This window comes from Pseudoalteromonas sp. S3785 (genome assembly GCF_005887365.1).
Taxonomy (GTDB): Bacteria; Pseudomonadota; Gammaproteobacteria; order Enterobacterales; family Alteromonadaceae; genus Pseudoalteromonas.
Window position 1 is genome coordinate 1 of sequence record NZ_PNCT01000093.1, and the last position, 12,886, is coordinate 12,886.

General features: G+C 41.8%; 10 protein-coding genes. 4 read left to right on the forward strand and 6 right to left on the reverse strand.

The annotated features are described in order from the left end of the window. Positions 1-82: 82 nt before the first annotated feature. Genes CWC17_RS18125 through CWC17_RS18145 form a run of 5 tightly spaced genes read right to left on the reverse strand, consistent with a single transcriptional unit; the run spans position 83 to position 7,743 of the window. Entirely contained in the window at positions 83-1,375 is a 1,293-nt protein-coding gene (locus CWC17_RS18125; protein WP_138614474.1) for a sensor histidine kinase, read from the reverse strand. Beyond that, complete coding sequence (locus tag CWC17_RS18130) at positions 1,372-2,055, reverse strand: response regulator transcription factor (protein ID WP_138614476.1); 684 nt, start codon at positions 2,053-2,055, stop codon at positions 1,372-1,374. The genes CWC17_RS18125 and CWC17_RS18130 overlap by 4 nt, the downstream gene beginning before the upstream one ends. Next, a complete protein-coding gene (locus CWC17_RS18135; protein ID WP_138614478.1) occupies positions 2,055-5,240 on the reverse strand; it encodes an efflux RND transporter permease subunit in 3,186 nt (1,061 codons plus the stop codon). The genes CWC17_RS18130 and CWC17_RS18135 overlap by 1 nt, the downstream gene beginning before the upstream one ends. After that, on the reverse strand, positions 5,240-6,385 hold the full coding sequence (locus CWC17_RS18140; RefSeq protein WP_138614480.1) for an efflux RND transporter periplasmic adaptor subunit: 1,146 nt from the start codon (positions 6,383-6,385) through the stop codon (positions 5,240-5,242). The genes CWC17_RS18135 and CWC17_RS18140 overlap by 1 nt, the downstream gene beginning before the upstream one ends. After that, positions 6,382-7,743 (reverse strand): TolC family protein, encoded by a 1,362-nt coding sequence (locus tag CWC17_RS18145; RefSeq protein WP_138614482.1) that lies wholly within the window; start codon positions 7,741-7,743, stop codon positions 6,382-6,384. Before CWC17_RS18145 ends, CWC17_RS18140 begins: the two co-directional genes overlap by 4 nt. 157 nt (positions 7,744-7,900) lie before the next feature. Between CWC17_RS18145 and CWC17_RS18150 the strand changes: the two genes are divergently transcribed. The 3 genes from CWC17_RS18150 to CWC17_RS18160 all read left to right on the forward strand — a co-directional run bounded on the left by CWC17_RS18150 (position 7,901) and on the right by CWC17_RS18160 (position 11,591). Next, positions 7,901-8,797, forward strand: a complete 897-nt coding sequence (locus tag CWC17_RS18150; protein WP_138614484.1) for a LysR family transcriptional regulator — start codon at positions 7,901-7,903, stop codon at positions 8,795-8,797. A 308-nt stretch (positions 8,798-9,105) separates the two neighbouring features. Continuing rightward, positions 9,106-10,401, forward strand: a complete 1,296-nt coding sequence (locus CWC17_RS18155) for a YHYH protein (RefSeq protein WP_138614486.1) — start codon at positions 9,106-9,108, stop codon at positions 10,399-10,401. 422 nt (positions 10,402-10,823) lie between these two features. Then, positions 10,824-11,591 carry a DUF6515 family protein gene (locus tag CWC17_RS18160; RefSeq protein WP_138614488.1) on the forward strand — a complete coding sequence of 256 codons (768 nt, stop codon included), beginning with the start codon at positions 10,824-10,826 and terminating at the stop codon, positions 11,589-11,591. Between the two features lie 31 nt (positions 11,592-11,622). On the opposite strand, the gene CWC17_RS18165 is transcribed toward CWC17_RS18160, so the two are convergent. Next, a complete protein-coding gene (locus CWC17_RS18165; RefSeq protein WP_138614490.1) occupies positions 11,623-12,096 on the reverse strand; it encodes a VOC family protein in 474 nt (157 codons plus the stop codon). A 169-nt stretch (positions 12,097-12,265) separates the two neighbouring features. Between CWC17_RS18165 and CWC17_RS19605 the strand changes: the two genes are divergently transcribed. Further along, a complete protein-coding gene (locus CWC17_RS19605; protein WP_249935941.1) occupies positions 12,266-12,886 on the forward strand; it encodes a substrate-binding domain-containing protein in 621 nt (206 codons plus the stop codon).

Below are 12,886 nucleotides of genomic sequence, written 5' to 3' on the forward strand. Positions count from 1 at the left end.
CGCCCACTAGGTTACAAACCTCGCGCCGCGTTTAAATGGCCCCTAGATTGAACAAATTTTAATCCTGAAAGGTCAACAGGCCCTAGCTAAAGTCAACCACGACCTCATAGCGCCCTGGTAGGTCGTTTACCTCATAAAACCAGCCGTGGCGCTTTATTACTTTTTCACTTAACTGCAAACCAAGCCCGTAACCTATACTGGTGTTTTTTGTGGTGTCATCACTTATAAAAGCTTCTCCGTTTTGAGTGCTGCAATTTACTACCGTAACCTTGCTGCCTTGTTGCGTAATATGCACCTGCCCGTTTTGCGTATGCTGATAAGCGTTACGAATTAAGTTAGTTAGCACAATATGACAAGCTGTAGGCTCCGTACTAACTACACTGTGTTGTTGGTCTGAACTTATAAGTACAGTAACCTGTTTAGCATTTAATAAATAACCAAGCTCGTTACTTAATGTGGTTATTTTTTCACTGAGATCGACCTGCTCAATTTCACCTTGCTGTTCATCACCTCTGCTAAGCCAAAGTAACGTATTCGTTAAATCGCTCATGGTTAAACCGGCGCGCTCTATTCGCTTAACGGTTAGCTGCTGTTTATCACTTAACGGGTCTTTTTCGCTTAAACGATTGAGTAGCTCAACATTGCTACGAATAACCGAAATAGGCGTACGCAACTCGTGGCTAGCATAGCTTAAAAAGCGCTGTTCGCGATCTACACTTTCGTGCGCTGAAAGCAAACTACTACGTATTAGCGTGGCCAGTGTATTTAGTTCGTTGTAAGTAAAATCCGGTGGCGTTTGTTGCAAATTAGCTTGGCTAAGCGATTTAGCCCACTTTTTTAATGACTCAATTGGCTTAGCTATTTTTTTCATAACCATAAATAAAAAAAATGCAAACAATGTAATAGCTGCAAGTGCCGTTAAGGCTACCCAAAACACCCTTTGTATTGGCTTTTTATCAGTGACTGGTTTTTTGGGGCGCTCTTTTTCGAGCATGATGCGCGATACATAACGCGACTCTCCAGCTTCGTTTTGATAATACACGGCAAAAAATAGGTTTTCAGGCATCGAAAAAAAAGATGGCTTGTCGGCCTTCTTTTGAAGTACACCATTATGAGTTGGTTTTATAAATCGTTGCTTTATCTCCTTTGGCATATCTTCCCAGCGACTCGCTATGCTAAACCCAACCATTTCAATTGGTTGTCCATCTTCAACCTCTGCCGTTTGCGATAGCGCAAACATAACACCATTTAAGCCTTTATCTAAACCATCAACAAAATAGTTAACACTCAAAAACGAGAAACCGATGGCCATAATCGAACTTAATACCAGCATGCTGGCAAAAAAATAAAGCCTCAAGCTGGGTCTTATTTTCATTGTGCATCTCCTTGCACTGTTTTTATCGCAAAGCCAATATTGGGGATGGTTTCTAGCTTTACTTGCTGGGTCGCAGCTTCTAGCTGCTTGCGTAAATGATAAATATGCACTTTTAAACTATTACTGTCGGGCTGCTCTTCTCCCCATATGGCTTGCATAATGACACTACGTGTAACTGGCTGTGGCGCTTCGCGCACGAGCGTTTCAAGTAGCTTAAAAGCAATAGGCGAGAGCTTTAAAGTAGTCCCCTCTACCATGGCACAGTGCTTGGCCAAGTCTAACTGTAAATTGGCTAAAGTAAGGCGTTTTACCTCACCGCTTTTACGCTTTGCAAGTACTTGCACCCGTGCTACAAGTTCTTTCATGGCAAAGGGCTTTACTAAATAATCATCACTGCCGGCGGCAAAGCCCTCTAGCTTGTTATCAAGGCTATCGCGTGCTGTAAGCATTAACACGGACGTATTTTTGCCTTGTTCACGCAACTTTTTGCACAGTGTTAAGCCGTCCATTTTGGGCATATTAATATCAAGAATAATCATTTGGTACTGATTATGTTCTATTAAATTTAGCCCCATTACACCGTTACTTGCATGGTCACACGATATGTCTTCTATATCGAGATAATCAACAATAGTAGTGGCTAGGTCTATATCATCTTCAACCAGTAGTACGTTTATCATTAAGAGGCGGCTCCTTGGGTACGCTTACCACTTAAAAAGTGTAACACATTGGTAAGTAGGCGCTTAATGTCGGTTTGAATCATTAATAATGCAGGTATAAGGATAAGAGTAATCACAGTAGCAAACAAAATACCGTAGCCTAATGATGCCGCTGCAGGGATTAAAAACTGCGCCTGCAAAGAGGTCTCGCTTAACAGCGGGATCAAGCCTGCGTACGTTGTTACTGAGGTAAGCATGACTGCACGCAAGCGGCTTGTACACGACTCAACAATAGCATCGTGCGTATTCATACCCTCTTCTTTTGTTAACTCGTTAAAGCGCGAAACAAGTAATAAGCTGTCGTTTACTACAACTCCACTTAGCGCCAAAATACCGTTGAGCGATAATATACTAATGGTTAAGTCGTTCCACCAATGACCTAAAATAGCCCCCACTATACCAAATGGAATAGCCACCATAATTAGCACCGGTTGAATATATGATTTAAGTGGAATCGCCAACAACACGTAAATAACCAGTAATGCCGCTATAAACATGGAGCTCATAGAGCCTGTGGTTTCGTCTTGCTCTTCGGCTTCGCCGGCAAAGTGAATACTTAAGTTTGGAAACTGCGCAGTTAACTCCGGTACTAAGTCGCGGGTTAAGCTGTCTACTAATTCATTAGGTGCTATAACATTTTTATCTACTTGGGCACTTAAATAAATAGCACGAAGGCCGTCGATACGGGTTATTTCATCTTGTTGGTATTCACTACTTATACTTGCTACGTTAACCAGCGGTACAATTGTACCATCGGGCAAACGTATACGAGATTGCATAATATCGGCAGGTGTTTTACGGGCGTTTTCAGGGTAACGTACACGTACTTTAATTTCGTCTTTATTGCGCTGGTATCGCTGTACAATCGCTCCACCAAAGGCTTGCAACACTTGCTGTGATAAGCTTGCGGTATCCATACCTAGTGCGCGCCCTTGTGCATTAAGGGTAAATTTAAGTTGCGGTTGCCCTGGGTTGAAGTTGTCGTCTATACCATTAACGCCTGCAATACCCTCTAAGCGCTCTTTAAAAATAGCGCCTGCTGCCATAACGGTTTCGTCATCCCACGCTTTTAGCTCTACTTTAAAGTTATCGACCATTTTGCGCGTGGCTAATACTTGTAGTTTTTTACTGCCCTCGGGAGTTCCTGCTACACGCTGCCATTCTTGTGCAAATTCGGTCGCGGTAAACTCACCTTCATTTAATAACTCAACGCTTACAGAGCCGCTGGTATCGCTGCTACTTAATACTTGTAAACTCGTAATTTCGCTTTCTTGTGAGTCATACTTATCCATTAAATTTTGCTGTGCTTTTAAGGCACTTTGCTCAAGCGCTAACAAGTTTTTATTAGTTTGTCCGTAAGCCACATCATTTTGCATAACCAGCTCAGCACTAACAGTATCGCCAGGAATACTTGGGAAAAACCCCACTTTAACCGCACCGGTCATTGGCATGCCTATAACCAATATAAAAAAGGCAATAAACGCAGCCACTACTGCATACCTAAAGCGCAGTGAGTATTCAATAACACGGCGATAAATGTGCGCGCTAAACCAGTTTAAGCCACTGTCTGCACCGTGTTGCACTTTAGACCATAAACCACTAATGCCTGATTTAAGCTGGCGTTTGGTACTAATATGCGCCAAATGAGAGGGTAAAATAAGCTTTGACTCAACCACTGACAGCAACAAACAAATGGTGACCACGGTTGCAAATTGCGCATATATTTTACCTAAATTCCCCGACACATTAGAAAGCGCCATAAATGCAGCAACCGTCGTTAGTACACCAAAAATAGTAGGGACGGCTACTTTCATAGTGCCTAAAACAGTATTATTGAGCGTATCACCATGCTTTTTACGAGTCGTGTAAATACTCTCCCCGACGACCACGGCGTCATCCACTACAATACCCAGCGCCATAATAAAACCAAAGGTGGTCATTTCGTTAATAGTAAGTGCGGTATAGCTGTCGGTCATAAAATACAGCGTACCAAAAAACACAAATGGCAAACCACCAGCTACCCACAAGGCAACGCGTACGTTTAAAAATATGGCTAAAATAACAAACACCATAATAATACCAGTTACGGCATTTTTTGTGAGCAACGATAAGCGCTCAGTGATCATAGTGCTTTTATCTTGCCAGCTTTCAAGCTCTACATTTTGCGGCAATAACCCGCGTTCGTGCCATTTATCAATGACACTTTGTGCTTGCTCAACAATGCTGGTTATATCGCTATTTTCATCCATAAGTATTTCAATACCTATGGCATTTTGTTGATTATAACGACTTAGTGAGTTGGTATCCTCAGCAAAACTGTCGGTAACAGTTGCTACATCACCGAGTTTAATTTGCGCGCCAGCAGGCGTTGTAAGTAAAACGATATCAGCAAAGTCACGCTGCCAATAAGCTTGCTCGGCTGCTTTTAAACGAATAATCTTATTACTATCACGTAGACTTGTTGAAAGCGGGCTTGATGATTCGTTATTAATCACTTCGCTTACATCACTGATAGTTAAGCCGTAGGCTTGTAATTTACCTTCGTCGATTTCTATCGACATCATAGGATCTAATACACCTGACTGCGTAACGTCACTTATTCCTGACTCAGCAAGTAAATCGGCTTTAAGCTGTTCACCTAAGGTTTGTAACGTATGACGATCGGCATCACCAAATAATTGCAACGATAATGCGTGATCTTGCCTACGAGCTTTATCTATAACAGGTTGCTCGGCATCTGCCGGAAAGTTGTTTATAGCATCAACTTGGTTTTTTACATCAGTAAGTAGCTCATCAAGCGAGTAATCCGTTTTTTTCTCAATACTTACATGGCTGCCACTAGCATCTGATGTTGAGGTGATACGCTTAATACCGGGTACGGTTTCGAGTGCTTCTTCTACTTTTAGGGCTATGCCTTCTTCTGCTTGCAGGGCATCACCGCTATCATAAACCACAGATACCGAAATGGTATCAGGCTCAAGACTAGGAAATGCCTCTTTACGTAAGGTGGATAAAGACATAACCCCCACAACAATAACACTTATCAGTAATAAGTTGGCAGCCACTGAGTTATTTGCAAACCAATTAATAATGCCATGCAGCGGGTTATGTGAGTTAGGCGATTGTGGTTCTTGATGTGGACTCATTATGGCATCTCCTCAACAATGGGGTTTACCCGCATTTCGTTTAGGTAGCTCACTAATGGGCGCGCCACTACACGTAAATTACCTTGCCCAGCAATTGGCGATATATAAACATAATCATTGCGCTCAAAAACCTTATTTGCGGTGGTACTTACTAATGTATTTTGTTCACTGACATACCAAATTAAGCCTTCTTGCGAAATAGCCGATGCTGGCAGTTTAATAACATTATCAAGCGTTTTACCGGCAATTTGTACAGCTAAAAAAGTACCGGGTAACAAAGGGGTTGCTTGTTCAAAAGGTTTATCGAGGGCAACCACTACGCTGCGCTGGCGTGAACTATCATCAAGGTGCTGCTCAAATCGTGCAATATAACCTTGCCACTGATTTTGGGTTGTTACATCACTTAAAACAACCTCTTTGCTTTTATCACTTGCTAGGTTTTGCCACTGATTCAATGAAAGCGGCACGCTAATTTCTACTTTGTCGGTACTGTTTAATGTAGCGAGGGTATCGCCAATATTTACGTATGTTCCAAGGTCAATATCGCGAGACAATACCACAGCATCAAACGGCGCACTTATATGGGTGTTTTTCTCATCACGCTGGGCGGTTTGCAGTGCATATTGGGCGTTATCAAGTGTGGCTTGTGCGGCCTCTAGCTGAAGCGTTCTAAATACCAGTGGCGAGCTAGGTGCTTGTGTTACCCCTGAGCGTTCCCACTCTCGCTTTGCTTGGCTTCCTAAATCTTGCTCTTTTTGTAACGCTAATTTTGCATCAGCAAGTGCTGCTTTAGTACTTGCGAGGGCTTGTAGGTATTCGGTGTTGTCAATTTGTGCAAACTCTTGGTCTTTAGCAATTAAATTGCCAGTGGCAAATTGCTCACTCATATTGATGACTTCACCTTTAACTTGCGCTTTTAACGTTAATGTCCAGTGTGCTTTTGCTTCACCGTGGCCACTAACATATGCCTGATAAGTACCAGGTATCGCGTTAATCACCGATACATTCGGCGCTATAGCATCAACTTGAGCAGGTTTAGAACCACGTGCCTGCTGCGCCATTTTATGACTGTTATATGCCACAGCAATCCCTATAGATACCACTGCAATAAGGGTTACAACAACAGGTATTGGGGAAATTTTCATGATGATGCTCCAAGGCCTAAAGCAAGACCTAAATCGATACGATTAGTTAAAAGGGTGTAATTTATTTGGCTAAGCTGAGCTTGCAGGTCGTACACTTGTTGTTGCACGGTAAGTAAGTCTAAAATATCAACCAAGCCTTGTTGATACTTACTTTGGTAATTGCTAAAGCTGCGCTTTGCGCTGGTAAGTGCTTTGCTTATTTGTAGCTGCTGCTGCGTTAATGATTGCTCTTGACCCAACGCGTTTTCTACTTCGTTTACCGCACTAAGTAGCGTGTCTTGGTATTGCCAATAAGCTTGCTCAGCATTTAGCTTGGCTACATCAACCTGCGCACGCAGTGCTCCGCCTTCAAATAATGGCGCACTTAAGCTGCCTAATAAATTCCATACAGGGCTTGTTAACAATGCTTGGCTTGGTGTTGTGGCTAAATCACTCAGAGAAGCTGAAAGCGAAATACTTGGCAGTAAGTCTTTGTAGGCCACATCAACTAAATAACGTTTTGCTTGAATATTATAATAAGCACTTTGTAAATCAGGCCGGCGTGCTAAATCTTGCTCTGGTAAGGCGCTAAGTGGCTCAATAACTTCAGGAAACGTTGATGTTGTCGGTAAGTTTTCAAGTTTATCAACGCCTACTAATAAAACGAGTGCTCGTTTAGCTTGGGCTATTTGCTCTTGGTAATCGGCAATAGTGGCTCGAGTAGAGGCGGTATTGGTACGTGCGGTATCTAAAGCCTCTAAATCGCCTAATCCATATTGGTAACGCTCAACAATACTTTGCTCGTTATTTTCTAAAACCGTTAAACGCTGCTGCTCTATGTTGAGTAAATCTTGCTGCAAAATAATATTTAAATAAGTACGAATGACACTTGCTACTAACGTATCTTTAGCGCTTTGATATGCTGCTTGATTACTGGCTATGTTCATGTCTTGCGCGGCAACGTTATCAGCAATTTTCTGCCATACGTCGGCCTCCCAGCTCACACCTACCGATGAACTGTACTGCGTGCCGGTAGTTTCATTGCGCTGTGCATCAAAATCGGCACTAACGCTAAACCACTGGCTTGCAGCAGTGACATCGCGTTGCGCATAAGCGAGTTTTAAAGCAACATATACCTGGTTAAATGATGGATTGTTTGCAACGGCTTGCTCTATAAGCGCATCAAGCCCCGCTATATTTACTAAGTCAGAAATATAACTTACCTCGGTTGCATCATCTTGTGTGTACTGCCAATTTGAATGCTGCTTTAGCGACTGCTCGGTGCTATTACCGGTGTAACTTGGTTGGCTACTGCACGCAGCAAGTGTACAACTTAATGCGAGCAATAAAACAGTTGAGTGCTTTTTAAAATAAACCATTTAATTATGCCTAATTTACATCATTGCACGCAGTATATTAAGGCGAGGGTTAAGAGTGGGTTAACAGGGATTAATCAAAAAATAGTAAGATAACGTTTACTGCACTCCTCTTTGATAATATATTAATTTACACTATTTTTTATAAAAAAATTTGATAATGAATATTGCCCATTTAAATCTATTTGTCAGAATTGCTAACACGCATAATATTAGCCTTGCAGGAAAAGAGCTTGGGCTTTCTGCTGCGGTATCTAGCGCACAAATGAACAAACTCGAAGAAACCTTAGGCGTTAAGTTAATGCACCGCACCACCCGAAAAGTGTCATTAACCGAAGAAGGGCAAGCTTTTTTACCCCATGCCGAGGAAGTCCTTGCCAATGTAGAAATGGCGCGCGCCTCGGTAGGAATTGGCAGCGTAACTCCACAAGGTAAATTACGCATCACGGCCCCTGCTTCGTTTGGGCGTATGCATATTATTCCTGCGTTGGCTGGATTTATTGAACAATACCCCGACCTCACTATTGATTTACGTCTAAGTGATAGCATTATTGATATGGTCGGCGGCGGGTTTGATATAGCAATACGTGACGCTGCTCTTAATGATTCAACCCTTATAGCCCGAAAAATCGCTCGCGATAAACGCTTAATTTGCGCATCGCCCAATTACCTTGCAAAACACGGCACACCAACAACACCGCAAGATTTAAAAAATCATACTTGTGTTAATTTACATGGTTTAACGACATGGTCGTTTATTACACCCGAGGGCACACAGAGCATTAAAACGAATAACGTATTACAAGCCGACAACGGTGAAGCAGTGCGCGACGCGTGCGTGCAAGGCTTAGGTATTACGTTAATGTCGAGCTGGTGTGCCTATAAAAAATTACAAAGCGGCGAATTGGTACAAATTTTACAAGACTACCCACTTGCATCCGACACCGCTATTTGGAGCGTTTATCCAAGCTCACGCTTATTAGCACCAAAAGTTAGGGCTTTTATAGACTACTTTAGTGGCTACTTTGGTGACGAACCCTACTGGGAAAAAATATAATTATTTAACCGTAAAATATAAAAGCACAAACCTAGGTTTGTGCTTTTTGCGTTTTGAGCTCTAATTATAAGGAGCTTTATTAGGTAAACCTTGGGCAAGTAAAAACAGCAGTAATTAACTTGTACTTTTATACTTTGTATTTAATCGTGTAATTTTATTGAATAATTTAATAACCACGCTCAATAATGTTAATTAAAAGCCAGCCATGCATCTTAGACATATCAATAACTCTTTTAAAACTTTCATTTTATTTGCACAATTTATTGCCATACTTAGGTACACGAAATTAAACAGTATTTGGGGTAAGTATGAGCTTAACCAAAGTCACTCAAACGGTGGCAAGTAGCATTAACGCAAAAAAAGCTAAGCTAGCACTTTGTATATTAAGTAGCGCTGTACTTTTATCTGCATGTGGCGAACACGCCCAAAACGATAATACTGCAGCTACCTCCCAAGAAAAAACGGCCAAAAACACACTTATTAATACCGATGATTTTAATATTAAAGCCATGGTAAAGCTGCCACAAACTGTTGGGTGTACGCTTGAAAACGGCTTACAAACCCAGTGTGCCCAGGTTGTTTTAAAATATCAGCCCGACAACATTGAAGTCGGCCCTTTTTGCCCAGAAACGCTCGACGACGTTGGCGGAATTTGGGATTGGGATGGCACAGACGCAGGTTTATATAGATTAGATAACGCATTTTTAACTATGCTTAACGAGCAAGGTTATACCTTTTACGATGAAGACGGCAACGTGCATATTGTTGATAACGCGACTATTCGCCCAACAGTTGATCATGCATGTATTAATGTATCGGTAGATAAAAGCGTAGAAATTACCGCCCTTTTACCACTGCACCCTGTTATGTCTGAGCAATCAACAGCGTTGGGCACAGTATCTAAGGTGGGTATAGCGCTTGCGGGTGTGCCTATTTTTTCGGATGCGCCAAGTGTGCAACATACTGGGCATTTACCCGCGCTTGATACGTGCGCAGGCCATATTGATCCGGGTGGTTGGTACCACTACCACGGCACCGCCAGTGATATAGACAGCGTATATAAACACGAACATGTAAACGCCAACTGTAATAATTTAACGCAAAAGCCAAGCGCCCTATTTGGCTATGCCTTTGATGGTTATCCGATTTACGGAAGCCAAGAAATTGATGGCACAACCCCCGCCGAGCTTGATAGCTGTAATGGCCACATAGGCCCTACGGGTGAAAGCGAAACAGTTACTTATCACTATCATGCCAGTAATACGTTCCCTAATTTACCTAAGTGCCTAAAAGGCGTGGTTGCACAAAACAACTTTACGACCACAGCACAAGCGGGTGTAGGCGCTAAGCCACCTGAAGGCACTAAAATAACGCGCCATGAACCACCTGGTGGCGGTAGTCCTAAAGCCGGAGGTCCTAATGGCGGGATGTCACCACCTGGGTTTGCTGAGGCTGCTAAAAAGCTTGGCGTTAGCGAAAAGGCGCTTATGCAAGCAATGCAAAATGCTGGTGGCCCTAATGCCGATTTAACGATTGTAGCAAGAACACTTAACGTGACACCGGCGCAATTAAAAACCGCCTTACCCGAAAAACCAAAACGCTAATTAATAGGCTTACCAAAATATTTAACCATAGTGATATGCAAGTTTATTCTCTTTAGTCAGAGGTTTTCAGTAAAAACAAGGTGAATTTACGCGTCAATAGCTGGCCTACTGCAAGTAAATTCAACACAGTTAGCGCTGAAAATAGCTGCTCGAGATAAATTTATTATCCAACGTTCAGGTTAAATACAACTTACAGCAAGTGTTAAAAGCACTTGCCGTAACAATTAGTTACGCTGCTTAAAGCCTTATAAAAGTGCCTAAAATCGTCAAAAATGTGAGAAAGCGTTGGCTTGTGTCAAGGATAGTAAACGTTAGTAAAAAGCTGTAAACACAGCCGTGTTATCGGTTACATGTCAGTTACCATTCAGTTTAAAGCGCTAGTATTGAACCCAGTTATGTAACAACATACACGAGGCACTAGTATGAAACTGACTCAATTACTCCCTGCTCTACTTGCCATAAGTGCAGTATCTGGCGCTGCATATGCAGCACTCAATGAGCGAGAAAACGCAAAAAGTTTTAATAATGAGCGCGCAAAACGCATCGAATACAAACGAGATGAGCGCCGCGATGACAAAAAACAGCGTATAGAATATAAAAAAAACGACCATAAAGAGCGCAAGCAAGCCAAACGAGAGCACCGCAAAGAGCAAAAGCGCAAAGTTGCCCATTACAAACAACAGCAACGCACTCGTAATTATTTTAAACATAACCGACACAAGGTAGTAACCTACAGACCTGGGCATTATTTTAATCATTTACCGCGTAACAGTGCATCAATTAGATTTAATGGTATTTCGTTTACCTTTAGTGACGGTATTTATTATCGTAAAGCGAAAAGAGGCTACCATGTTGTTAAGCCACCAAGAGGTTTAAGAATACGCTCATTACCTAGGCACTACGCGCATTTTAAGCGCCATAATACCACTTACTACACCTACCAAAATGTATATTACGTGGCAGATAATAATGGGTACAGAGTGGTTGATGAGCCTAAAATAGTGGTTAACCAAGCTATAAAGGTAGGCAGTGCTAAAAATTATGAGTTAGGCCAAACCTACGACACCCTCCCTATTTCTGCAGAGGCTGTCACGATTAACAGGCAACAATATTTTAAGTACCAAAATATTTATTTTTTACCGCAAATAAACGGTGACGAAATAAAATATTTAGCGATAAATTTAGGGTAAACAATATTACTCAACCGCAGGGCAAGTTGCGCTAAGCATCTTGCTCTTTTGACATTAAGTCGGCCATTCGTTGGTTAATTTCTTGCTCGCTTAAATCTTCTTTGTGGGTGCCTATGGTCCAAACATGCCCGAATGGGTCTTGTAGGGTGCCGGCTCTATCACCATAAAACTGGTCATGTACTGGGCGTACTTCAGTGGCTCCTAGTTCAATTGCCTTTTTGAATACGCTATCTACATCATCTACATAAAGCATTAAACTTACCGGCGTTCCACCAAGTTTTTGTGGGCTTTTAAAAGACTCATCGGGACATGAGTCCGAAATCATAATGTGCGAGTCACCTATAATAATTTCAGCATGGGCTATACCGCCCTCTGGCAGTGGCATTTGCATAACAAGTTGTGCATCAAATGCATCGCAATAAAAGCATATAGCTTGCTGCGCGCCTTCTATAATTAAATACGGTGTTACTGAACTAAACCCTTTTGGAATTGCTGAAACAGTCATTACGCTCTCCATTAGTTTTGGGTGTATATATTCAGCCTATAGGCTAAAAACAATTATTTCAACGTGGCACCCATTTAAGTCACTTTATCCAAACTAGCTAATTTAAGTTCTATAACTATACTGGCTGTAATATATACCTTACTACTTTTAAATAATTAGGACTTTTATAATGTTAGCTAAAATTAGCTTAGCGCTTAAAAAGTATAAAGTTCTGAAATGCTTATTTTTAAGCTGGTGTGTTTTATTGGCTCACCAAAGTGCGGCAAAAGTTGTAATTGGCATTGTAGGTAAAACAAAAAATGACACCTTTTATCAGCAAGCATTCAAAGGCTGTTTACACTTTGGTCGTGAGCATCCTGAAATCGAGTGCAAGTACGATGGACCAAAAGACTTTCAAGATATTCACAGCCAAACTATGGCAATAAATAGATTAATTGACCAAGGAATTGATGGTTTAATCGTAGCAACAACCGACTCTCAGCACTTAGTCACTCACTCATTAGTGGCACTTAAAAGTAAAAATATTCCCGTTATAACGTTTGATTCTGACCTGCTAGAAAAACACCAACAGTACCGCCTAACCTATGTAGGGAGTAATAACTTCGACTTTGGAGTTGCCCTGGGCGAGCAAGTAAAAAAACTTACCAATAAAGCAAATAATACGATATGCATACAGTCGGGACACCACACCACTCCTAATTTAAACAAGCGTATTGCTGGGGTTAGGTATGCACTGTCTGAGCAAGCCAAAACACAACTAACAGGTAAAAAATGGCTGGCGCGAAGATAG